General features: G+C 38.9%; 24 protein-coding genes and 1 riboswitch. Of the genes, 3 read left to right on the top strand and 21 right to left on the bottom strand.

Annotated features, from left to right (window positions below):
• Window positions 1–7: 7 nt before the first annotated feature.
• The 13 genes from NYE32_RS01360 to NYE32_RS01300 form a co-directional block, all read right to left on the bottom strand.
• Window positions 8–910, bottom strand: a complete 903-nt coding sequence (locus NYE32_RS01360; RefSeq protein WP_014633605.1) for a MetQ/NlpA family ABC transporter substrate-binding protein — start codon at window positions 908–910, stop codon at window positions 8–10.
• A 160-nt stretch (window positions 911–1,070) separates the two neighbouring features.
• Window positions 1,071–1,919, bottom strand: coding sequence for an amino acid ABC transporter substrate-binding protein (locus NYE32_RS01355; protein WP_014633606.1), 849 nt, complete (start codon window positions 1,917–1,919; stop codon window positions 1,071–1,073).
• Between the two features lie 164 nt (window positions 1,920–2,083).
• The gene (locus NYE32_RS01350) at window positions 2,084–2,800 is read right to left on the bottom strand and encodes an ABC transporter ATP-binding protein (RefSeq protein WP_014633885.1); all 717 of its coding nucleotides are present in this window, start codon (window positions 2,798–2,800) and stop codon (window positions 2,084–2,086) included.
• Between the two features lies 1 nt (window position 2,801).
• Window positions 2,802–3,581, bottom strand: a complete 780-nt coding sequence (locus NYE32_RS01345) for an energy-coupling factor transporter transmembrane component T (RefSeq protein ID WP_014633608.1) — start codon at window positions 3,579–3,581, stop codon at window positions 2,802–2,804.
• Window positions 3,578–4,555, bottom strand: coding sequence for a cobalt transporter CbiM (cbiM, locus tag NYE32_RS01340; protein ID WP_013990045.1), 978 nt, complete (start codon window positions 4,553–4,555; stop codon window positions 3,578–3,580). The genes NYE32_RS01345 and cbiM overlap by 4 nt, the downstream gene beginning before the upstream one ends.
• A 3-nt stretch (window positions 4,556–4,558) precedes the next feature.
• Window positions 4,559–5,398 (bottom strand): urease accessory protein UreD, encoded by an 840-nt coding sequence (locus tag NYE32_RS01335; RefSeq protein WP_037599000.1) that lies wholly within the window; start codon window positions 5,396–5,398, stop codon window positions 4,559–4,561.
• A gap of 1 nt (window position 5,399) precedes the next feature.
• Entirely contained in the window at window positions 5,400–6,014 is a 615-nt protein-coding gene (gene ureG, locus NYE32_RS01330) for an urease accessory protein UreG (protein ID WP_002889928.1), read from the bottom strand.
• Window positions 6,015–6,043: 29 nt separating this feature from the next.
• Window positions 6,044–6,757 carry an urease accessory protein UreF gene (locus tag NYE32_RS01325; protein ID WP_002886562.1) on the bottom strand — a complete coding sequence of 238 codons (714 nt, stop codon included), beginning with the start codon at window positions 6,755–6,757 and terminating at the stop codon, window positions 6,044–6,046.
• The gene (gene ureE / locus NYE32_RS01320) at window positions 6,747–7,199 is read right to left on the bottom strand and encodes an urease accessory protein UreE (protein ID WP_002949549.1); all 453 of its coding nucleotides are present in this window, start codon (window positions 7,197–7,199) and stop codon (window positions 6,747–6,749) included. The genes NYE32_RS01325 and ureE overlap by 11 nt, the downstream gene beginning before the upstream one ends.
• A gap of 140 nt (window positions 7,200–7,339) precedes the next feature.
• The gene (ureC, locus tag NYE32_RS01315) at window positions 7,340–9,058 is read right to left on the bottom strand and encodes an urease subunit alpha (protein WP_002886560.1); all 1,719 of its coding nucleotides are present in this window, start codon (window positions 9,056–9,058) and stop codon (window positions 7,340–7,342) included.
• Between the two features lie 15 nt (window positions 9,059–9,073).
• Window positions 9,074–9,385: an urease subunit beta gene (locus NYE32_RS01310; protein ID WP_002886559.1), complete on the bottom strand. Its 312-nt coding sequence runs from the start codon at window positions 9,383–9,385 to the stop codon at window positions 9,074–9,076.
• A gap of 11 nt (window positions 9,386–9,396) precedes the next feature.
• Window positions 9,397–9,699 carry an urease subunit gamma gene (locus NYE32_RS01305; protein ID WP_002886558.1) on the bottom strand — a complete coding sequence of 101 codons (303 nt, stop codon included), beginning with the start codon at window positions 9,697–9,699 and terminating at the stop codon, window positions 9,397–9,399.
• A 24-nt stretch (window positions 9,700–9,723) separates the two neighbouring features.
• On the bottom strand, window positions 9,724–10,239 hold the full coding sequence (locus NYE32_RS01300; RefSeq protein ID WP_002886548.1) for an AmiS/UreI family transporter: 516 nt from the start codon (window positions 10,237–10,239) through the stop codon (window positions 9,724–9,726).
• A 406-nt stretch (window positions 10,240–10,645) separates the two neighbouring features.
• On the opposite strand from NYE32_RS01300, the gene NYE32_RS01295 reads away from it, so the two are divergent.
• The gene (locus NYE32_RS01295; protein WP_037598995.1) at window positions 10,646–12,037 is read left to right on the top strand and encodes a DUF4153 domain-containing protein; all 1,392 of its coding nucleotides are present in this window, start codon (window positions 10,646–10,648) and stop codon (window positions 12,035–12,037) included.
• Between the two features lie 50 nt (window positions 12,038–12,087).
• Here the strand turns inward: NYE32_RS01295 and NYE32_RS01290 are convergent, their stop codons facing one another.
• From NYE32_RS01290 to NYE32_RS01265, 6 genes are all read right to left on the bottom strand, one after another.
• On the bottom strand, window positions 12,088–12,420 hold the full coding sequence (locus NYE32_RS01290) for a DUF805 domain-containing protein (RefSeq protein WP_002886546.1): 333 nt from the start codon (window positions 12,418–12,420) through the stop codon (window positions 12,088–12,090).
• Window positions 12,421–12,530: 110 nt separating this feature from the next.
• On the bottom strand, window positions 12,531–14,627 hold the full coding sequence (locus NYE32_RS01285) for a peptide cleavage/export ABC transporter (RefSeq protein ID WP_037598988.1): 2,097 nt from the start codon (window positions 14,625–14,627) through the stop codon (window positions 12,531–12,533).
• 174 nt (window positions 14,628–14,801) lie between these two features.
• A complete protein-coding gene (locus NYE32_RS01280; protein WP_037598985.1) occupies window positions 14,802–15,701 on the bottom strand; it encodes a helix-turn-helix transcriptional regulator in 900 nt (299 codons plus the stop codon).
• A gap of 178 nt (window positions 15,702–15,879) precedes the next feature.
• Window positions 15,880–16,530 (bottom strand): phosphatase PAP2 family protein, encoded by a 651-nt coding sequence (locus NYE32_RS01275; RefSeq protein ID WP_037598982.1) that lies wholly within the window; start codon window positions 16,528–16,530, stop codon window positions 15,880–15,882.
• A gap of 2 nt (window positions 16,531–16,532) precedes the next feature.
• Window positions 16,533–17,090, bottom strand: coding sequence for an ECF transporter S component (locus NYE32_RS01270; protein WP_037598980.1), 558 nt, complete (start codon window positions 17,088–17,090; stop codon window positions 16,533–16,535).
• Window positions 17,091–17,171: 81 nt separating this feature from the next.
• Window positions 17,172–17,294: riboswitch (FMN riboswitch) on the bottom strand.
• Between the two features lie 106 nt (window positions 17,295–17,400).
• Entirely contained in the window at window positions 17,401–17,910 is a 510-nt protein-coding gene (locus NYE32_RS01265; RefSeq protein WP_002886541.1) for a tRNA (cytidine(34)-2'-O)-methyltransferase, read from the bottom strand.
• Between the two features lie 277 nt (window positions 17,911–18,187).
• Between NYE32_RS01265 and trkA the strand changes: the two genes are divergently transcribed.
• Window positions 18,188–19,537 (top strand): Trk system potassium transporter TrkA, encoded by a 1,350-nt coding sequence (gene trkA, locus NYE32_RS01260; RefSeq protein ID WP_037598979.1) that lies wholly within the window; start codon window positions 18,188–18,190, stop codon window positions 19,535–19,537.
• A gap of 6 nt (window positions 19,538–19,543) precedes the next feature.
• Complete coding sequence (locus NYE32_RS01255; protein ID WP_037598977.1) at window positions 19,544–20,983, top strand: TrkH family potassium uptake protein; 1,440 nt, start codon at window positions 19,544–19,546, stop codon at window positions 20,981–20,983.
• Between the two features lie 22 nt (window positions 20,984–21,005).
• On the opposite strand, the gene yidD is transcribed toward NYE32_RS01255, so the two are convergent.
• Both yidD and NYE32_RS01245 read right to left on the bottom strand, forming a co-directional pair.
• Window positions 21,006–21,254 (bottom strand): membrane protein insertion efficiency factor YidD, encoded by a 249-nt coding sequence (yidD, locus tag NYE32_RS01250; RefSeq protein WP_002886534.1) that lies wholly within the window; start codon window positions 21,252–21,254, stop codon window positions 21,006–21,008.
• Entirely contained in the window at window positions 21,254–21,979 is a 726-nt protein-coding gene (locus NYE32_RS01245) for a pseudouridine synthase (protein WP_002883686.1), read from the bottom strand. The genes yidD and NYE32_RS01245 overlap by 1 nt, the downstream gene beginning before the upstream one ends.
• Window positions 21,980–21,984: the final 5 nt, after the last annotated feature.

The raw sequence follows: 21,984 nt of genomic DNA, 5'->3' as shown, positions 1-21,984 counted from the left end.
CCTTAGCTTATTTCTTTGAATTAGCTTTCAATTGATCTTGTGTTGGGGCACCTTTCCATGCTGGAAGGTCAACCTTGTTAGATGCATCATAGATGATTTGTGCTACTTCATCGTTTTGGTAGGCTTTAATCAAAGTCTTGATAGCATCAGCTTTATTTGATTTTTCCCAATCTTTATTAGCTGCAATGATGTTAACCCAATCTTTCAAATCTTGACTTGGTTCTTCTTGGAAGAGAGTTGTATCATAGTTAACGTTTTGTTGTTGTGCGTATGAGTTATTAACAACCGCTGCATCTACTGATGAGAGAGTTTGGGCAGCTTGTTCAGCTGAGATTTCTTTGATATCCAATTTCTTTGGATTCTCAGAAATGTTCTTGATAGTTGCCAATTCACCATCTTTAACATCCAACTTAATCAAACCAGCTGTTTGAAGAAGTGTCAAAGCACGGCTTTCGTTTGTACCATCGTTAGGTACTGAGATTGTAGCTCCTTCTGGAAGCTCTTTAACATCTTTATACTTAGCTTTTCCGTTTTCAGTACCTGAGAAAAGGTGGATTGGGCTAAGAAGTGTGTCAGCTGCCGCAACAACATCACCTTTATTTTCCTTGTTCCAGTTGTTCAAGAAATAAATGTGTTGGAAAGCATTAACATCGATTTCACCGTTTTTAAGGGCTTCATTTGGTTGGTTGTAGTCTGTGAACTCTTTCAACTCGATAGTAACACCCTTGTCTTTAGCCAATTCTTTAACTTTATCCCACAATGGCTCAGTTGTATCATCCAAAGTCATGATACCAACTGTCAAAGTTTTATCATCTTTAGCCGATTTATTACCACCAGCACCACAAGCAGCCAAAGCTACTGTTGAAGCGACTGCCAATCCCGTAATTCCAAGAATTTTTTTAAGTTTCATAACGAACTCCCTTTAATTGTTTTAAGTGTAAAATTATTATCCCATAGGTTGAGAATTGTAGCAAATTGTTTATAATTGTATATCTCTATAGTTTTTAACTATAACGCGTCCTAGATTTTAATTATATGAAAAAGCTGAGAATCACTCCCAGCCTCCCTTATTATTTTTTACTAGGAACTTTCAAAGCGTCTTTAGTTGGAATATAATCTTTATTTCCAAGGAATTTTTCAGCCAACTTAGCCAAAGTACCATCTTTTTGGAGTTCTTCCAGGCGTTTGTTTACAAATTTTTGAAGATCTTTTTGGTTATCTGCGAACAAGAAGTAGATGTATGGTTGTTGATCAGATTTAAGCTCAATCGTCTTCAAGTTGCTCAATTTATTGTTTTTGATGATTGCATTAACAGTTGGTGCATCAAAAATCTTGAAGTCGTACTTGCCTTCATTCAAACTTGTCAACATTTGTGTAATATTTTCATTTGTGTAGTTAAGTTCAACTGGCTTGTCTGAATGTTTATCATTAAACTCTGTCAATTGAGTAGCTGTCGATGTTCCTTGAACAACCTGCGTTGAGTGTCCAGCAATATCATCATATTTCTTAATATTACTATCTTTTGGAACAGTCAAAACAGCTGGTGTGGTACCAATTGGATATGAGAAGAGGTATTTTTGGTCACGTTCTTCAGAATAAGAGATATTGTTCCCAGCCATTTGGTATTTAGCTGAGTCAAGACCTGTGAAGACTGAAGACCATTCTGTTTTTTGGAATTTCACTTCATATTTGTCAGAGTCCTTGAAGACTGCTTTGGCCACTTCCACATCGTAACCAGTCAACTCACCGTTTTCTTCATATGAGAACGGTGCTGTTGTCCCAACTGTGGCAAAGTTAATTGTTTCTTTAGCACCTGAAGATTTAGAGGCTTCTTTTGATGATTTAGATGAACATGCAGCAAGCAAAGCTACTGAAGCAATGGCTACACCTGTAATTCCAAGAATTTTTTTAAGTTTCATAATATTCTCCTTTGAGATTGATTGTTTTTATTGTAACAGAATTCACTAAGCTTAACTAATACTTAAACATAATCAAGGTGATAAGAAAATACTATCACCTAAAAATATCAATTGTTTGACAAAGAAAAAGTAGAAAACCAATAACGATTTCCTACTTCTCCTTATTAATAATGTGACAAACGCTCAATCACTTGCTGGTTATTGAGCACTTCCTGGGCAGGAAAGAAATCAGCCTTGCCATCTTCAAAAAGAAGAACATCAGCCTTTTCATGATGAAGGTGCTTAAAGTGATGAGCAGACATGATAATAGTTTTCCCAGCTGAATGAAGTTCATGTAGAAGTTCCCTAAAAAATTCTTCATATTCTTTAGAAAGATTATTGAAGGGTTCATCAAGAATATACACATCTGGATTCGTTACCATGATACTGGCAAAGGCCACTTTCTTCTTTTCTCCACCAGACAGTTGATAGGGAACGCGATCCCTTAAATCTTCAATTTTAAGCAGGGACAGTGTGTCTTGGACCCGCTGTGAGACCTCTTCTTCGGTCAGACCTAGCTGACGAGGACCAAAAGCAATCTCATCATAGACAGTACTATTAAATAATTGACTATCCACATCCTGAAAGAGGATTCCGAGGCGGCTATAAAAATCTCGTTTTTGACGTTTGTCCTTCAACCATTCTTTGAGGTCCTTCCCTAAGAAAAGAATACGTCCAGATTCTTCCTGCTTGAAGCCAGTTAATAAACTGATAAGACTTGATTTCCCAGTCCCATTTTCCCCCATCAACATCACATATTGTCCTTGTCTAATCTCCAAATCAAGACCAGTAAAGACCTTTTTTTGTTCATAGGCACAGGCCACTTGATTCAATTGAAACATCTCATCCTCCTAACAGAATCTGTCCTAAAATCACTGCTACTAGACTTATCAAGGCCAGCCAGTCTTTCCATGTGAATGACTGTGATGACTTGACATACTCACCAACAAAGCAACGTGCTTCCATGGCTTGAGTCAGTTCCTCACCATAGCGTATGGCTTTAAGGTATAAAATTCCCCAGATATTACTTCCAATCCGGAAACGATGATTGCCACCAAAACTTCGCGCTTCAATCCCTTTGAGCAAATCCATCAATTGTTTTCCAAAGACATCAATATATTTTATGGTGATATCTAACTGGAGCAGAACAAGATCAGGAAAATGCAATCCTTTTAATGCCGCCAACATCTCACTTATTGTACTCGTTTCTGAATAATAAGCAATGGCTACAGCAATCAAAGGAAGTCTAAAAAGAAAGAGCGATTGACCTCCGCTAAGTAAGAGATGCGGTAGATAAAGAACTAAAGGGAAGATCAACAACACTACAGTTTTTTTCAAAGTTCTTACTAAAACAGAATGCGGTAAAAAAGCCACGCCAGCTCCTAAAAACAAGGCTACAATCCACAAAACTGTGAGATTTCGGCTAATTCCCACTGAAACAAGTAAGAAAAAGAGAAGTAAAACCTTAGCTGTTGGATGAAAAACTGATGCTACTTTTAAAGGATGCGTTTCAAACTTTTGAAGAAGAGCTTCCAGATGGTGACGATTCCGGATAAGAAAGTTATTTCTACCGACTTTAGTGACTACTGGGCGCTCTTCCGACATCCAATCTGGCAGAATCATTTTTCAACCTTTCTACCGAAAATCAAGCGATAGAGGATGAAGAAAATCAAAACAGCAGAGGCAGCGCTCAGGATATAACCCAAAACTTCTGGAATGCCTGCGATACTATAATCTGGGAAGAGGGCATTGAATGAAAAACCATTCAACATTCCTTTTGGCGCTTGGGCTTCCACATGGTAATGAGACAATTTTTCTACCAACTCTTTGACATCCCATTCTGCAAAAGCTGTTCCCGTCGCCAATAAACCAAGTGGCGTTAGGATAATTAAGGCTAGGATAAAGAGCAATAAAGGACGTAGTTTTTTAGTCGTTATTTCCTGAGTATTATCAATATTCAAACGTTCAATGAATTCTTGAACACCGGCTGTGAAAAATCCTTCTACCAAGCCGATAAGCAGGTGAGTCAAGCCCATTACTGGAAGCGTCACTCTCAAAGGGTATGGATTGTAAAGCGGATTACCACTGCTATCTTTAAAGAGAATCGGTTGAATTCCTAGTAAAACCGCAACAGTTAGGGCCGCAACTACAATTCCAATATAACCTCCAAAAAAGCTAGCAATTATCCTGTTCTTCGTCCACTTATTCAAGAGTTTATAAACAGCATAACCCACAAATGGCATGACAACAGCCATACAAAAGGCATTCGCACCAAAGGCCAAAATCCCACCATCACCAAATAGCAAAGCCTGCATAGCTAGAGCCACACTAACTGCTAAACAGGAGGCCCAAGGTCCTAATAATATAGCAATTAGCACTGCCCCAACAGCATGGGCACTCGTTCCACCTGGGGCTGGAAGATTAAACATCATGATAAGGAAGGACAAGGAAGTCCCGATTCCCAACATAGGAATCGTTTTTTTATCAGTGTCAACCTTTACCTTCACTTCCTTGACAGCCTTATACCAAATAGGCAACATAACTGCCCCCATTGCCGCACAAGTCATAGGGCTTAAGTAATTTTCAGGAATATGCATTTTTTATCTCCTCATATCATTTTTTCTCAAATTCAAAGGGGTTAATCCATGTATTTCTTGTCTAAAATAGTCTGCACAAGAATAAATGACGCGACGATTATCCTCAGCAGTTTTTCCTAAGATACGTAACACCAGACCCGGGATATCTAAGGATGAAATAGCAAAATCAGACTCTAAATTCAGATTTTCTAAGTGCTTCTGCAAAGCCTTAACAAAAGCCTCGTCAATATTTGGTGACACCATTACCAAACTATTATAATTACGCCAGCCTTCAAAATAACCAAGTTTAAACATATCTTGTTTCTGAGGCTCTAAGAGGGTCTGATCGCTATAAACAAGCTCATCATCTTGGTAGATTTGTGTCAAATTACGAAAATAATGGTATTGAAACGGCAAATCCTCATGAGACCAACCTGCCGTCACACCATCTGAATAAATCAAGTGGGCAGACTTATCCATATCAATACGACTTGTTTGGAAATAGCGTGATTTTAAATAGGGAATGACTTCATCAGCCATGTACTCCAAATAGCTATTTTCTTCAAGTGTGATGGACGTATTCTGATGTGTCAACTGTCCTTTCTCACACTTGTAAACATAGGTAGGTGTTTGGGTTGTTACCAAGGCATGAGCATCTTTATTAACATCAATGGTCACTTGATACTGCTCACCCTCGACAAATCCCCCACCCATATTAATGAGGAAATAGTAAGGAACACCGTTGGCATCTGAATTATCCGCCGATACTCGAGAGTTGCCTTCTTGGTATTTCTTGTGGGAAATTGTACGACCATTTCGGTTTGAAAATCCAAGATGGACAAAGCCATCGTATGCTTGTGTCATCTTACAAGTCCTCTAGTAGGAAATTCTTACGAATCCATTCTTCCACTTCCTTAACATTGTCATCATTATTCAAATTTGTGAAAATGAAAGAATCTTCGTTACGGAAATGAAGGGTATCTTCACGCATACGGTCTAGGTTGGCTCCAACATAAGGAGCAAGGTCAGTCTTATTGATCAAGAACAAATCACTCTTAATCATCCCTTGACCAGCCTTACGTGGGATTTTTTCACCCTGAGCAACGTCAATAATATAAATGGTGAAATCAACCAAATCAGGACTGAAGGTCGCAGCCAAGTTATCCCCACCACTTTCAAGGAAAATAACATCCAAATCATGGTTAAAGCGCTCTTGAAGAGTTTCAATCGCTTCAAAGTTCATAGAGGCATCTTCACGAATAGCAGTATGAGGACATCCACCAGTTTCTACACCAATGATACGGTCTTCATCTAAGCTTGAATTTTTAGCCAAGAAAAGAGCATCTTCTTTTGTATAGATATCGTTAGTAATAACTGCTAAATTTAAGTCGGACATACGTCGTGTAAGACGCTCAAGCAAAAGGGTTTTACCTGAACCAACAGGTCCACCAACTCCAATAATTACAGTACGTTTTGTCATTGTTTTTTCCTCTCAACCTTGTTGATATTTTAGGACATGAATAGGCGGAATACCTGTGTTTCATGTTTCATCTGAGCTAATTCAAGACCAGGCGTATTGGCCCCAAGGTAGGACGCATCCAGTTCTTGAATTTCTTGTGTCATTTTTTCTAATTGTGAAAAGCTACGTAAAACAATCTCTTGTCCAGCAAACTGTCCAAGTGGAATGGCACGAACAGCATTTTGAACCATCGTCGAAATCACGCTATAGCCATAAAGTGCAATAGCTTCACTACATCCCAAGCCCTTGTTAAACACATAGAGTGCAAAGACAATAGCTGGATTGCCGAAGACCTCACCCTTACGTATTTTGGACTGATAGTCATCCAATACCGGAATAGCATGGAGCCTTTGAATAAGTCGAAGCATTTGTTTAGCAATCATTTTAGTCCCCTGTCTTGTTTCACGCGCTTGCGTCGAAACTGTCAAGACCTTATCATAATGCCAAACCTGCTCTAAGTTGTCTGTAGCCATAGCATCATAAACCAATTTGATTACAAGACCTTCACCATATTTAAACTGACTAGCTAAATAGGCTTCTTGCCACTCCTCGTAACCTTTATCATCTGTTACAGTGTCTTCGCGCAGATAATTTTCCATCCCAAAAGAGTGGTTAAATGATCCAATTGGAAAGGTTGAATCGACAATTTGCACAATTTCAAGATAATCTTGCAAAGACACATTAGCAAAGGGATTAATGTTCATGGGCAGTTAAATTCACATGGCGTAGGGGCTTATCAAGGACCACTTCTTCAATCGTGTAGGCAATCTCTTTTTGAGTCAAGACTTGCTCTACAACTGGATCAACCTCTAAATAAATCTTGGCGTCTTTCACCTCAATCGGTTTATGAGTATTCCCAAGAATGTGAGCTGTGATTCCCATTTCATCCATATCTTTAGGTGAAATGACAATCAAATCCTGTGACTCAACACCAATAGCTAGGACATGGTGATCATCGATAAAAAAGGCAGAGCCATTTTGCAATTTTTGTCCCTTATCAAGACGAATACCAAATTCATTCCCATGATCACTCTTCACACGAATAATTTTTTTGTTAAGGTCATCGCTCGAAAGAATGACTGTTTCAATATGGTATTTGTCCACATCGATATCTTTAACAAGAGCATCTACTTTTGTAAAAATCATACTTTTTCCTTTTCTATTACATTTTAAAAATCTAGCATCAAACTCATATAGCAACTTAATAAAGCACTAAAAACGTTATGGCTATAAAATACAAAAGAGGTTGGAGGAAAAATTCCAGCCTCATTTATATAGCGTCTTCCTTAGAACAAGAAATAACGTTGAGACAATGATGTCGTATGGATTGGTTCACAAGTAACCAACTCATCATCAATAAAGACATCAAAGGTCTGTGGATCGATACGGATTGTTTTTGGAGCGTAGTCATTAAGCTTCATATCACGCTTAGTCAAGTTACGCGTATTCTTAACAGGAAGAACAATCTTATTCAAACCAATTTCTTCTTTGATACCGTGATCATAAGCATATTGAGAAACAAATGTAAGATTTGTTTCATGAACCGCTTGACCGTAAGCACCATATAATTTACGCATGATACGTGGTTGAGGTGTTGGAAGACTTGAACCAGCGTCACCCATAACACCATAAGTTAGCATACCACCCTTAAGCACCAACTTAGGTTTTGCACCAAATTGAGCTGGTTCCCAGATAACCAAATCTGCAAATTTACCAACTTCTACAGAACCGATATAGTCTGCAATACCATTGGTGATGGCAGGGTTAATTGTATATTTAGCCACGTAACGTTTGATACGGTTATTATCGTTAAACTCTGAATCCCCTTCAAGTGGACCACGCTGAGCCTTCATCTTATCAGCCAGTTGCCAACAACGCATGGCCACTTCACCGACACGTCCCATTGCCATGGCATCTGAAGTCATGATACTAAGGGCACCCATATCGTGAAGAACGTCTTCTGCAGCTACAGTTTGTTTACGTACACGTGATTCAGCAAAAGAGACGTCTTCTGGAATTTTTGGATCCAAGTGGTGGCAAACCATAACCATATCTAACAACTCACCAATAGCATTTGTGGTGTATGGGTTGGTTGGGTTAGTTGATGATGGCAAAATATTTTCCTTACCAGCAAAAACCATGATATCTGGAGCATGCCCACCACCAGAACCTTCGGTGTGGAAGGTATGAACAGTACGACCTTGGAAGGATTCCAAAGTATTTTCCATAAATCCACCCTCATTCAAAGAGTCAGTGTGAACCGCAAAGGAAACATCGTATTTATCCGCAACTTTAAGGGAATTATCAATACCTGCGTAAGTCGCACCCCAGTCCTCGTGTGTTTTAATTCCTGCTGCACCGGCCTTAATTTGCTCTTCAACCACTTCAGTCTCAGAACCAACACCTTTGGCAAGGAAACCAAAGTTAGCAGGCATATCATCAACAGCTTGCAACATACGAGTAATATGGAATTTACCTGGTGTACAAGTTGTCGCATTACTTCCATCAGCAGGACCAGTACCACCACCAAAGAGGGTAGTAATCCCGTTATCCAAACCAAATTCAGGAAGGTCGGCAGAAATATAGTGCACGTGAAGGTCAATACCACCAGCAGTCACAATCAAACCTTCAGCAGCAATGGCTTCTGTACTAGCACCCACAACAAAGTCCACATTGTCCATTGTATCTGGGTTACCACCGCGACCGATAGCAACAATCTTACCATCACGAATACCGATATCTGCTTTAATAATACCTGTATAGTCAATGATGGTTGCACCTGTAATAATGGTATCAACAACTGATGGATTGTCACGTGTTTCCGTAGCACTAACACCCATACCATCACGCAAAACTTTACCGCCACCGAACTTAGATTCCTGTCCATAAACAGTAAAGTCTTTTTCAATGGCTGCAAAAAGATTGGTATCTCCAAGACGTACGCTATCACCTACAGTTGGTCCATAGTGTTGAGCATACTCTTCACGATCCATTTTAAAACTCATCGATTTGTCCTCTTTCTAGTCTAAGAAACCATTGACCTTGTTATTGAAACCAAAAATACGACGTTTCCCTCCAAAGTCAATAAGTTGTACTGTTTTCGTTTCACCTGGCTCAAAACGAATGGCTGTACCTGCTGGAATATCTAGACGTTTGCCTCGCGCCTTTTCACGATCAAACTGAAGACCAGCTTCGTTTGCTTCATAAAAATGGTAGTGAGAGCCCACTTGAGCAGCACGGTCACCCACATTTTTCACTTCAAGACTAATGGCTTCGTAACCACCGTTATAATCAATTGGCTCACTCGCCACATGGTATTCACCTGGAATCATTACATTTCTCCTTACTGAATAGGATCATGAACAGTAACCAGTTTTGTACTGTCCGTAAAAGTAGCTTCAACTTGAATCATTGGAATCATTTCCGCAATACCTTCCATAACATCTTCACGTGTTAAAAGATTGCGAGCTTCATCCATCAATTGGGCAACCGTTTTACCTTCTCTTGCACCTTCAAGCACATAGTCTGTAATCAAAGCAACCGCTTCTGGATGATTCAATTTGATTCCTTTATCTTTACGTCGTTGAGCAATCATAGCCGCAAGGCTAATCATCATTTTTTCCTGCTCACGCATTGTCAATTGCATCGTTTTTCCTCCTTAAATCAATGCTTACCACTTGCCCCAAAGCATCAAAAGCCCCGGAATCCAAGCTGTTACAATTCCTTCAAAAATAGCTAGGTAAGGGACAAATTTTCCTAGGTTCTTCTTAAGGTTAATTTCAATAAAGGCAGTTAGCCATAGAATACCCCACAAGAACCAAATAATACCATACCAAGCATTACCACCGTATCCAGATGTTAAGCAAAGAATCCCTGCTGGTAGCGTATTAATTGCCACAAATAAACTAAACCACCCATACAAACGTTGATCAAAATCGAAAATCGTATTGATAGCTGAGTAAAGGTAGGTGAAGGCAAATAAAAGACCTGTGGCGCTACCATAAAACCATTCAGCGCCTTGCCCTGTACAAGCTCCATAAGCAATGACAATAATGTTGAGAATCAAACCCAAACCACCCGTAAAGATATTCATGACAACATTTGATTTATCAGGAATACCCTCTAAACGATGGAGTCCATTACTCATCAAAACCATACCAACATAGAGTAGGATGACACCTAACATAAGAACCTCCTAAGTTTTTTATGTTAATATCATACTACTTTGACAACACATGTCAACGAATTTTCAGAAATTTTGCAACATTTACATATTAGTCAAGCTAACATGTGGTGTCAAAAAATGACATTACATTTGGTAATTCTCAATAGGAGTCCTTTGCTTAATCCCAGATAAATAAACAGTTAATCTATAAAAAGCTTCCTTTAGTATTTGACTGTTTCTGACAATATAGTCCGTACAATCTATCATCCAATGTGAGCATTATATTTTTTTCTCGCCTATTTTTCCAACTCATTCTCCAGACCTAAGTCCATAGACCTATTTTTAGTAATTTTACAGTTGGGTAACAAAGTCAAACGTTTTTTATGATAAAGTCTTTTTTGGACAAAAATCCAAAAGGAGAATTATGATGGAAACAAATAACTACACTACTGATTTACAGCTAGTCTCCCAGGAATATTCCGACGAAAAGACTAGTCTTCAAACCAAAACCAAGAAATTCTTGGAACATTTTTCACCAAAAGACATTTGGAAAATTAAGGGACTGATTGTCGCCTGTCTTGTGTCCTGCTTCCTGTATGTCACTTACTTGACCCATTTTTCCTTTGCCTTTCCAGCAACCCTTGTCTTGATCAGTACGATTGAGCTAGGCTGTCGCCTATTAGGTGGAAAAGCAAAGGGAATGCGACTTGAATCGGGAATATTTATGGTCACTAGTCTCCTCCAAGGCTTGCAAATTAGTCTCTGGGGTCTGCACGACAACTGGGGCAGCGCTCAGATTCTTTGCCTTCATGCAAGTATCCTCCTTTACTTAATGGCACGCACTGGACAAAGTAGTCAAGATCGTTTAGGAATTATGGTTTGGCTAGACCTCATATACACCAGCTGCATCTTCCCGCTAAAATATTTCTTTATCGGAGCCTGGACACTCCTATATAAAACAGCACCTAAACAAGAACTCTCCGAAGAAGAAAAACACGTAATCAAGAACCACAAATGGATGATTCTCATTAGTATCATGATTGCCTTGGTACTAACTGTATTCGCTGCTAGTCAGCTTAGTCAGGTCTTACCTGCTTTCGGACAACTTTGGCGACAGTTCTTCCAGACACTAACTTCTCTACTTGATTTCACCCTCACCTTCAAGGACAACGGATTATTGTTCTCTCGTTTAATAACCAGTATCCCTCTGGCTCTAGGACTTTTTGCTCAACTCGTTGCAACCTATTTGGCAAAAGAAAAGCCACTTAGTCGAAAACGATTTGAAGGCCGTCTTAAAACAACCCGTCAGTTTCCAAAAGTAGCAGCTTATATCGTACTCGGAAGCCTCTGCCTCACTTATGCCCTATTCATATTAACTGCCACTAGTCAAATGGGAGAACTCCTTTCTCTCAACCAAGCCAACATTCCAGCCCATCAAGCCTCACATATTGCTGTTCAGGGCTTCTGGCAATTAGTTCGAGTCTCTACCCTTAACTTGGGAATCCTAGCTGGACTTTACATTTTTTCTAAAGAAAACTTCTTCACCCACAAGGGGCTTCGTTTGTTGAGTACCCTACTCTTTACTTTTGCTAGCCTCTTTGCCCTTATCGCCGGCTGGAAACTCTTTGGCGTTTATATAGCACTCTATGGTGTAACGCCACGTCGCTTACTATCAGGTTGGTTTGTCACAGTACTCTTTATTTGGTGTGTCCTAACACTTATTAGACTTTATAAGCCTATCCAGGCAACCCGTCTCGCTGTATTTTATGCAACTATCAGCTTCACCTTGGTTAGCCTCTTAGGTAGCTTTATTTTATAAGAAAAAAGAGTGGAACTAGATTAACTAGTTTCACCCTTTTTATATTGGAGTTATTTTGAATCTCTTGTAGGAAAGGCATACATCACCCAAAGTACTACTAGTAGTGGTGTCGCTTTTAATACAATCCAAGCAACATTGAAATTGGCATCACGTAGACGACGAATCTGCATAGAAATGGTAGGAAGCGCCGTTGCTGCTATAAATAGAATGAAAGCTGTCAATGTAAAGCCAGCAGCTCTTGTTTCCCCAAGTAAGTCCATCAGTAGGAAAATCAAACTACCGATAATTCCATTAATCAAGACAACCCACCAATAGTCTGATCGTTTTGTACGACCATAAAAATCGAGATAGCCTAACCAAAAATTTTTATATGCCTCTAACATGTTTACACCTCTTAATAGTATGCTACCAGTATACTATATTAATAAGATAGGTGCAAGATGTGAAAATTTAGACTTCTTAAGTTTTCTACTTATATAATAGGAAGATTATTTTAAATAAACTGGAATGGATTGAAATTAGGACTGTCTGACTCAATCTGGCCACTCACCATGGTCACTACACGACTGACATGTTGACGGACACTATTGCGGTGAGCAATAAAAATCATTGTTCGTTTAATCTTAGCAAGATTAGCCATGACCCTGCTTTCAGTATCACTATCGAGACCACTGGTAGCTTCGTCAAAAATCAAGATAGGCTGTTTGGACAAGAGAGCCCTCGCTATAGCCAAGCGTTGTTTTTGACCACCTGATAGACCACCGTCTTCAGATACTTGGGTCTGAAAGCCTAGTGGCATTTTTTGAATATCCTCTAAGATATCAGCTTGTTGGCAAACTTTAAGAAGCTTTTTCTCGTCAACTTCTCCTTCAAATCCTAATAGCAGATTTTCTAAAATGGTTCCCGTAAACACATAGGTCTGCTGAGGAACGTAAGTCACCATTTGACGCAACTCCGCATGGCTAATAGCATCTTTATCTAGGGTTACATGACCACTAGATTTCGTATAATAACCTGACAACATTTTAGCTAAGGTCGTTTTTCCAGATCCACTTTTACCCATGAGGGCGATTTTCTCACCCTTATGAATCGTTAAATCAATCTTACTAAGAGTCTCTTGCTGATAACTAAAACGGTGACTGACTCCTTTAAAAGCAAGTTGTTTAAAAGATAACTCTTTAAGTTTTCCTTTTTCTTCCTTGTCCACAACATAAACTTCTTGAAGACGATTATTGGCGACTTTGGCTTGCTGAATTTTAGATTGGAGATTGATGATATTAATTAAAGGAGTTGTAAAATAATTCAACAACATATTATAGGTAATCAACTGACCTGCAGATAGTTGCCCTTCTATGACCAATTGTGCCCCATAGCAGAGGATAAAGACATTGGAAACTAACTGAACCCCTGTCTTTAGACCATCCTGCGTTAATTGCCACTTGGCCTTAGACAAAGACTTCTTCAAATAGTCATGGAATTTCACCTCAATTTCCCGATAGCGTCTTTCCTCAACCCTCAAGGATTTTAAGGTTTCAATACCTCGCAAATCATCAATAACAGCGGTATTGACCTGACTATTTGCCTCCATCAATTGATAATTTTCCTTTTCAAAAAGCTTATAGAATGCCAGAATGATTAAAACATAAAGAGGAACTACTGTGAGAGTCATCACAAAAAGTGACTGATTTTGTACAATAAGAGCCACAGCTAGAGTCATCACAATGGTCACATCTAGGAAAATCGATAAAATCGTTGAAGCTAGAGCATCGATAATGGTGTTGGCATCTCCAAAACGTGACGTGATTTCACCAGTACGACGTGAACTAAAGAAACTAATAGGTAAGGAAAGGACATGCTTGATATAAGGAAGAATGACAGCAATGGACAGGTAATTACCCAATCGATGTAGAAGATAATCTTTGAAAAAAGTAAAAACTTGTTGAGCAAGATAAGAGATACATAAGCCTAGCGAAATCATGGTCAGAAGATTATAGGCCCCCTGAGGAATCAAGCGGTCGATAATAGCTTGCAAATAATAAGAACCAATAATATTAACAAGGGTCACTAGAAAACTTAATAAGACAATAACCGCAATCAAACCCTTACGACGAAACAAAATTGGTAAAAATGAAAGAAGTCCAGGTACATCTTCTTTGTATTTAGTATAGGCTTCTCCTGGAACAAAAAAGAGAGCAACTCCCGTCCACTCTTTGGCAAATTCCTCTAAGGGCATTTTAATGACCTTCTTGCTAGGATCTGGATCACCAATAACAAGCTGCCCCTTGATTTGACCAAACACCGTATAATAATGTTGCAGCCCACCTTCTTTAACCACATGTACAATAAAAGGATAAGATAGGTTTTCTTGTTTAAATAAGTCTAAATCCGCACGAATAGCCTGAGTTTCAAGACCCAACTGCTTGGCCGCTTCCACCAAACCAAGCGCAGAAGTACCTTCACGAGAAGTCTGAGCCAACTCTCGCAAATAAGCTAAACTATAAGATGAACCATAGTGTTTAAGAATCATGGCCAAGGCAGCGACACCACAATCACGCTGATCAACCTGTGAAATATATGGATATTTTGACATGGTGACTCCTTATTAAAGACAACCTGCAAAATAAGGCAAGATAGTGATAAGTAGTGAGAATAGTGTAAATAATTTTAGTTTTTTCAAAATAAAACTCCTTTTAACTGTTATTTATGTTTCTATAGTAAACATTTAACCATTAAAAAAGTAGTGACATTTATGTCACCACCATTTCTATAAACCATCTGCCGCTTTCCCTGCTCTTATACTTTCTTCTAAAACCGAGTCTTCTAAAACGGAAGCAAACATTATGGCCTTATCGTAATTCTCTGCAGCCTCTTTCTTGTTTCCTTTATGAAGAAGTTCATATTTGGCTTTGAGAACAAAAACACTAGGTTTATAGCTATAGAATTGTGATTTTTCTATAACAGCTAAGGCTTTATCCACAACTGTTAAGAAGTCTGAGAAGGAATTGTGAAAAATCTTCAAAGCAGCGATAGCCATCAAATCATTAAACAAAACAATATTATAGACGTCATCTGTCCAAATTTCCTGATTTAATACTCTCTTTACGATTCTTTCAAAAAGTTTTTTGTCATACTGTTTTCTTCCATAAAGATGGAAGAAATAGTAGTCAATAACTAATAAATCGTTAGTTGAGAATTTCCTCTTCCTTTTGACTTGTTCAAACAAGTCTTCATATATCTCCTCAACTTTAGGACTCTCTTCCCAACTAGTAAAACTCAAAATATTTTCCAAAATATCTAGAGTTAACAATTCTTCTTCTGGGAGAAGTTCAAAGAATTTCTCATAGACCTCCTCAATTAAGGCAAGTTTAGCCTTTATTCTTTCTGGATTTCTATACGTTGGAAACTTAATCAGACGATTCTTCATCTCGTAGTATTCGTCAGGGATAGTAATATTATCATGATCCAATAAATCGGTCATATTTTTTCCTAGACGTTTTGCAATATAAGATAATTTATCCAAAGACGGGAGCGACTCCCCTTTTTCAATGCGAATTAACTGACGAACAGTCAATTCCGCACCATCTAAACATAGCACTTCACGTGACATCTGCTGGCGTTCACGCTCAGTTTTGATTCTTAGTCCAATGCTGTCTTTTATGTTCAAGAGACACTCCTTTATTTCGAAATTTTAAAAACATTATATCATAATTATAATATAATTAATATACAGTTAATGCATTTTTAACAGAACAATAGTCAAAATAAGCTATTTTTATACATTTTATATAGGAAAGACCTTCCTTTGTATCAAAAAAACATGCAGTTCAAAACTACATGTTTTTTTATTTCTGTTTACTTTGGAATCGCCATTCAAAGCGAATACGATCATAAGTTGGATAAATCGCATTAAGCAACCCAAAGGCTAAGGTAAAGCCAGCTAAAACATCTGTTGGATAATGAACACCTACATAAATACGCGAAAGTCCAACAAGGAAAATCAGAAGCCCAGTAATAGCATAAACTACTATTTTAGATTCTTTTTTCTCCAAACGCTGAGCAAGGACAATGGCAATTGCTCCAAGAATCATAAAAGTTCCCAAAGAATGACCACTAGGGAAAGAATAACCACTAGCATGCACTAAATGCGTAATTGATGGACGCTGACGCTGATAAATATACTTCAAACTTACAATCAAGATACTAGCGAGAAGCCCACTAGCTCCCACAAAGATAGCTTCTGATTTATACTGACGTAGATAAAGCCAGATGACTGCTACGATTGCAATAATAGCCTGTACAGGCGTATTCCCAAGCATGGTAATAGTTTTAAAAAAGCGTGTCAATCCTGCTGGTAATCCTCCTCGAACCCAAGTTTGAATGTTGCTATCAAATCCTGTCAAGGCTTCAGGATAGAACTTAACCATATAACCGAGAGCAACAAATAACAATAAGGCAAAAGAAGCATAAGTATAATGTGTGTGTTTGTGTTTCATATTTATAATTTTACTAGAATAGACTTAAGTGGAGCATAAATCAAAGCAAAGGCTAGCGCAAAAATCAAACCTTCAAGTAAATTGAAAGGTACTACCATAGCGAAAAGGTATTTATAGAGACCTATAAATTGCGCAATATCAAAGTTGGCAAATTTAGCATAGAGTGGTACTGCATAAATATAGTTAAGAATAACCATAACAACTGTAAGCAAGACAGTTCCTACAACAGAACCAAGAATATAATTCTTGCTTGTTTGATTTTTCTTCCAAAAATAGCTTAGGCCCCAAACAAAGACGCCTAGAGCAACAAAATTCATAGGAAGTCCAATCATTGATCCTGGTCCACCATTGTTTAGCAAGAGCTTCAACAATGAACGAAGCAAGAGAACACCAATGGCACTCTTAAAATCAAAGATAACCAAGGCAATAAGAACAGGAAGGATTGAAAAATCAACCTTCAAAAAATCTGCTGCTGGAATCAATGGAAATGAAAAATAAAGCAACAAGAATGAAACTGCGGATAAAATGGCAATGTAAGCCAATTTACGTGTGTTTGTCATAAAAAAATTCCTCCAAATTTTAACAATTTGAAAGAAGTTCCCAATGGATTTGCCCATGCCAAAAAAAGCCTACGCAAAAAGACTGGTCTTCTTCCATCCAGACTATACTGTCGGTTGAGGAATCACACCTCATCAGCTTGCGCTCGCGGACTTATCCAAAGAATCACCGCCGGTCGGGAGTTTCACCCTGCCCTGAAGACCTTTTAAGGATAACATAAAAAAACCTTGGTGACAAGGTTTTCAAATTATGGATTTCTAATCTGTTGATAGTCAATGACTATAATTATTCTTTTAAGACAAAATAAAGTATCTATTTTAACTTATCATGCTGATAACGGTGACTCAGCTCTAGCCCCTCAAATTGTTGCTGACGAAGCGCTTCGTAAACAATCATACAAACAGTATTGGACACATTTAGACTACGCACATGTTCATCATTCATCGGAATACGAATAGCTTTTTCAGGATGCTCACGCATAAAATCTTCAGGTAGGCCTGTATCCTCACGACCAAACATAAAATAGTGGTCCTCACCATCGGCATAGGCCTCTTCTGAATAAGTCTTATCCGCAAATTTCGTGACTAAATGCAAACGCCCCTCTCGATTTTTAGACATGAAATCTGCCAAATTGTCATAATAAGTGATGTCAAGCTTATCCCAGTAGTCTAAACCTGCACGTTTCATTTTCTTGTCATCAATTGGAAAGCCCATAGGACGGATGATATGAAGAGGGCTATTAGTCGCTGCACAGGTACGTGCAATATTTCCGGTGTTTTGTGGAATACGAGGTTCAAACAAGACAATATGATTACGTGACATCTCAATTCTCCTAGACATAAAAAATACCATGTCGCCCGGAGTCAAGCTCAGCAGACGACATGGTTGTGGACGTTCATTAGCTTAAATCATGACAGGTTAGATTTAAAATAACGAATCTTTGAATATATTTTAGCACTTCTGGTCTAAAAGTCAAGACAATTTAAAGAAAAATTTCACCTTTATTTACTTAAATAGGAATAGTTGATAAAGCTAGCTGAAAAGGATGATTTTTCCGCTAAAATAGAGTATCATAGTAATGATTATTTGGAGGTAACTCATGCGTATTATTGTCGTAGGTGCCGGTAAAGTCGGTACCGCACTCTGTCGTTCTCTTGTTGAAGAGAAGCACGATGTTATTTTAATTGAAGAAAAGGAAGAGGTCCTCAAACGCCTCAGCAAACGCTATGATGTTATGGGCTTTGCTGGAAATGGAGCTAATTTTAAAATTTTGGAACAAGCCGAAGTTAGCAACTGTGACGTCTTTATCGCGATGACTGATAAAGATGAAGTGAACATGATTTCAGCAGTTCTGGCTAAACAAATGGGTGCCAAAGAAACTGTTGTTCGCGTACGTAACCCAGAATACTCTAATGCTTATTTCAAAGACAAGAACTTTCTTGGATTCTCATTAGTAGTTAACCCTGAACTTTTAACAGCTCGCTATATTGCCAATACAGTTGAATTTCCAAACGCCCTATCAGTTGAAACTTTTGCTAATGGACGCGTTATTCTTATGGCATTTAAAGTTACTGAAAATAGCCAATTATCTGGTATGACAATGGAACAATTCCGTAGGAAATTCGGCAATATTCTAGTTTGTACGATTCACCGTCAGGGTGAACTCATCATTCCAGATGGAAATGCTACCATGCAAATTGGGGATAAGATTTATGTCACTGGTAAACGTGTTGATATGGCACTTTTCCACAGTTACATCAAGCCAAAAAGCATCAAAAAACTTTTGTTGATTGGTGCTGGGCGCATCTCCTACTACTTGCTCAATATCTTGAAAAACAATCGTATTAAGGTCAAATTGATTGAGCAAAAAATGGACCGTGCGCAAACCTTTAGTCAGGTCTTCCCTGAAGTTTCTGTTATCTTAGGTGACGGTACTGCTAAAGACCTTCTTCTCGAGGAAAGTGCAGCCAGTTATGATGCCGTAGCTACCCTAACCGGAGTAGATGAGGAAAATATCATTACCTCTATGTTCCTCGAAAGCCTTGGTATTCACAAGAATATTACTAAGGTTAACCGTACTAGTCTCTTAGAGATTATCGATCCACGTGAGACAACAACAATTGTCACTCCTAAGAGTATCGCTGTTGACACTGTAATGCACTTTGTACGTGGGCGTTTTAATGCCAAAGACTCTAGTCTTGATGCCCTTCACCATGTGGCTAATGGTCGTATCGAAACCTTGCAATTCCAAATTAAGGAAAATAACAAAATCGCCGGAAAGAAACTTTCTGAGCTTGAATTTGCTAACGGTGTCCTTATCGCTGCTATTATCCGCAATGGAAAATCTATTTTCCCAACGGGAGAAGACAGACTCGCTATTGGGGATAAAATCGTGGTCGTTACACTCTTACAAAATGTAACTCACATTTACGACTTGTTGAAGAGGTAAGTTGCCATGAATCGATCTATTGTCCGTTTTCTTATTGCCAAGCTCCTACTGATTGAGGCTGCTCTCTTGGTTGTACCACTTATCGTCGCTCTTATTTATCAAGAAGATGCTAAAGTATTTGCCAGCATCTTGGGTACGATGGGGATTCTCCTCTTTCTCGGGATGCTTGGTACTCTCTTTAAACCAAAGAACTACCATATTTACACCAAAGAAGGAATGCTTATTGTAGCCCTCTGTTGGGTGCTCTGGTCCTTCTTTGGAGGATTGCCCTTCGTCTTTGCTGGTCAGATCCCAAGTGTCATTGATGCCTTTTTCGAGATGAGCTCTGGTTTCACAACCTCGGGGGCTACTATTCTTACAGATACTGGAGTACTTACCCACTCCCTACTTTTCTGGCGAAGCTTCGCCCACTTGATTGGAGGGATGGGGGTATTGGTCTTTGCCCTAGCCATCATGAACAACAGTAAAAATGGTCACCATGAGGTTATGCGTGCAGAGGTGCCTGGTCCAGTATTTGGTAAAGTCGTTGCCAAGCTCAAAAATACAGCTCAGATTCTTTACATCATCTATCTGACTATGTTTGTTATTTTTGCTGTTATTCTCTGGCTTTGCGGTATGCCAATCTTTGATAGTATCATCACTGCTATGGGGGGCGCAGGTACTGGGGGATTTGCTGTCTATAATGACTCTATCGCCCATTACCACAGTGATCTGATTACCTATGTGGTTACTGTTGGTACCCTACTCTTTGGAGTTAACTTCAACCTTTATTTCTATATCCTCCTTCGCAAAATCAAGTTTTTCTTCCAAGATGAAGAACTACGTACCTACTTTGCGATTGTGGCTATTTCAACAGGTTTGATTTTCCTCAATATTTTTGGGATTTACCACAATTTGGCTGACTCTTTCAAATACTCATTTTTCGAAGTGTCAACTATCATCACAACAACCGGTTTTGGTCTAACGGATATTACCAAATGGCCACTCTTTTCTCAGTATATCCTACTCCTCCTGATGTTTATCGGGGGATCAGCAGGTTCTACTGCCGGTGGTTTCAAGGTTATCCGTGCTATGATTATTGCTAAGATTGCACGAAATCAGACTCTGGCTAGCCTCTATCCTAATCGTATCCTGTCACTTCATATTAATGGAAGTGTTCTCGATAAAGAAACCCAGCACAGTGTTCTTAAATATCTAGCTGTATATGTACTCATTATACTAAGTTTAGTCACTGTTTTGTCACTGGATAATCAAGACCTCTTGATTGTGACAAGCGCTGCTGCTTCAACCTTTAACAATATTGGACCTTTACTTGGAACGAGTGATAGCTTTGCTATTTTCAGTCCTTTGTCTAAGCTTATCATGGGATTTGCTATGATTGCAGGACGTTTGGAAATTTATCCTTTACTACTCCTCTTCCTGCCAAAAACTTGGTCAAAAACTTAAGCATAGAAAAACTCCTTTGGATTCATTTATCCAAAGGAGTTTTATTACGTTTTAGACTAAAATAATCTGGCACCGGATCATCGCCAGTCTCTGATAAAGGGTGACATCTTAAGATACGGGCAACTCCCATAAGAACTCCCTTTAAACCGTGCATTTCTATTGCTTGGATCATATAAACCGAACAAGTTGGACGAAAACGACAAGACGGTGGAAATAGGGGAGAAATCCATCTCTGATAAGCCCTGACCAAGGCAATCAGAAATCTTTTCATTATTTGACCTTATTGACAGCAGCGTTATGAAGCTGGCTGATTTCTTTCTTATTTAGACGGCGTGATTCACCTGGACGAAGACCTGTCAAATCAAGGGTCCCAAAACGTGTGCGAGACAACTTATCAACGAGCAAGCCCACTGATTCAAACATTTTCTTAACCTGGTGGTTACGCCCTTCATGAATTGTCAATTCAACAACTGAACGATTCTTTTCATGGTCAACTTTGATAATATTGTAACGTGCTGGCTTGGTTTTCTTGCCATCAATGACTACACCACGAGTCAAAGGACGAAGATTCTCCTTGGTCGCAATACCTTTGACACGCGCCAAATAAACCTTATCAATCTCATTACGTGGGTGAATCATTTTATCGGTAAAGTCACCATCATTAGTCAAAATAAGAAGACCAGTCGTATCCCAGTCAAGACGACCAACAGGATAGATACGTTCCTTAACGTGGGGCATGAGATCAATCACCGTCTTACGATTTTTCTCATCAGATACCGAAGAAATAACTCCTCGTGGTTTATTAAGAAGATAATAGACCTTCTCTTCATTATAAATTGGACTACCATTTACCTCAACAATGTCACCATTTTTGACAATGGTTGCCAATTCCGTAACGGTCTTACCATTTAGGGTCACACGACCTTCTTTAATCAGTTCCTCAGCCTTACGACGGCTGGCCACACCAGCGTGGGCAATATATTTATTAATTCGCATTCTTT

Origin of the sequence: Streptococcus sp. FSL R7-0248 (assembly GCF_037967965.1) — a bacterium.
Lineage (GTDB): Bacteria > Bacillota > Bacilli > Lactobacillales > Streptococcaceae > Streptococcus.
Note: the sequence above shows the minus strand (reverse complement) of the source record. Positions and strands in the feature narration are given on the sequence as shown.

What these genes read in the sequence shown, in the direction of transcription:
- NYE32_RS01360 (WP_014633605.1), bottom strand. Translation starts at nt 910, where the DNA reads ATGAAACTTAAAAAAATTCTTGGAATTACGGGATTGGCAGTCGCTTCA.
- NYE32_RS01355 (WP_014633606.1), bottom strand. Translation starts at nt 1,919, where the DNA reads ATGAAACTTAAAAAAATTCTTGGAATTACAGGTGTAGCCATTGCTTCA.
- NYE32_RS01350 (WP_014633885.1), bottom strand. Translation starts at nt 2,800, where the DNA reads ATGTTTCAATTGAATCAAGTGGCCTGTGCCTATGAACAAAAAAAGGTC.
- NYE32_RS01345 (WP_014633608.1), bottom strand. Translation starts at nt 3,581, where the DNA reads ATGATTCTGCCAGATTGGATGTCGGAAGAGCGCCCAGTAGTCACTAAA.
- cbiM (WP_013990045.1), bottom strand. Translation starts at nt 4,555, where the DNA reads ATGCATATTCCTGAAAATTACTTAAGCCCTATGACTTGTGCGGCAATG.
- NYE32_RS01335 (WP_037599000.1), bottom strand. Translation starts at nt 5,398, where the DNA reads ATGACACAAGCATACGATGGCTTTGTCCATCTTGGATTTTCAAACCGA.
- ureG (WP_002889928.1), bottom strand. Translation starts at nt 6,014, where the DNA reads ATGACAAAACGTACTGTAATTATTGGAGTTGGTGGACCTGTTGGTTCA.
- NYE32_RS01325 (WP_002886562.1), bottom strand. Translation starts at nt 6,757, where the DNA reads ATGAACATTAATCCCTTTGCTAATGTGTCTTTGCAAGATTATCTTGAA.
- ureE (WP_002949549.1), bottom strand. Translation starts at nt 7,199, where the DNA reads ATGATTTTTACAAAAGTAGATGCTCTTGTTAAAGATATCGATGTGGAC.
- ureC (WP_002886560.1), bottom strand. Translation starts at nt 9,058, where the DNA reads ATGAGTTTTAAAATGGATCGTGAAGAGTATGCTCAACACTATGGACCA.
- NYE32_RS01310 (WP_002886559.1), bottom strand. Translation starts at nt 9,385, where the DNA reads ATGATTCCAGGTGAATACCATGTGGCGAGTGAGCCAATTGATTATAAC.
- NYE32_RS01305 (WP_002886558.1), bottom strand. Translation starts at nt 9,699, where the DNA reads ATGCAATTGACAATGCGTGAGCAGGAAAAAATGATGATTAGCCTTGCG.
- NYE32_RS01300 (WP_002886548.1), bottom strand. Translation starts at nt 10,239, where the DNA reads ATGTTAGGTGTCATCCTACTCTATGTTGGTATGGTTTTGATGAGTAAT.
- NYE32_RS01295 (WP_037598995.1), top strand. Translation starts at nt 10,646, where the DNA reads ATGGAAACAAATAACTACACTACTGATTTACAGCTAGTCTCCCAGGAA.
- NYE32_RS01290 (WP_002886546.1), bottom strand. Translation starts at nt 12,420, where the DNA reads ATGTTAGAGGCATATAAAAATTTTTGGTTAGGCTATCTCGATTTTTAT.
- NYE32_RS01285 (WP_037598988.1), bottom strand. Translation starts at nt 14,627, where the DNA reads ATGTCAAAATATCCATATATTTCACAGGTTGATCAGCGTGATTGTGGT.
- NYE32_RS01275 (WP_037598982.1), bottom strand. Translation starts at nt 16,530, where the DNA reads ATGAAACACAAACACACACATTATACTTATGCTTCTTTTGCCTTATTG.
- NYE32_RS01270 (WP_037598980.1), bottom strand. Translation starts at nt 17,090, where the DNA reads ATGACAAACACACGTAAATTGGCTTACATTGCCATTTTATCCGCAGTT.
- NYE32_RS01265 (WP_002886541.1), bottom strand. Translation starts at nt 17,910, where the DNA reads ATGTCACGTAATCATATTGTCTTGTTTGAACCTCGTATTCCACAAAAC.
- trkA (WP_037598979.1), top strand. Translation starts at nt 18,188, where the DNA reads ATGCGTATTATTGTCGTAGGTGCCGGTAAAGTCGGTACCGCACTCTGT.
- NYE32_RS01255 (WP_037598977.1), top strand. Translation starts at nt 19,544, where the DNA reads ATGAATCGATCTATTGTCCGTTTTCTTATTGCCAAGCTCCTACTGATT.
- yidD (WP_002886534.1), bottom strand. Translation starts at nt 21,254, where the DNA reads ATGAAAAGATTTCTGATTGCCTTGGTCAGGGCTTATCAGAGATGGATT.
- NYE32_RS01245 (WP_002883686.1), bottom strand. Translation starts at nt 21,979, where the DNA reads ATGCGAATTAATAAATATATTGCCCACGCTGGTGTGGCCAGCCGTCGT.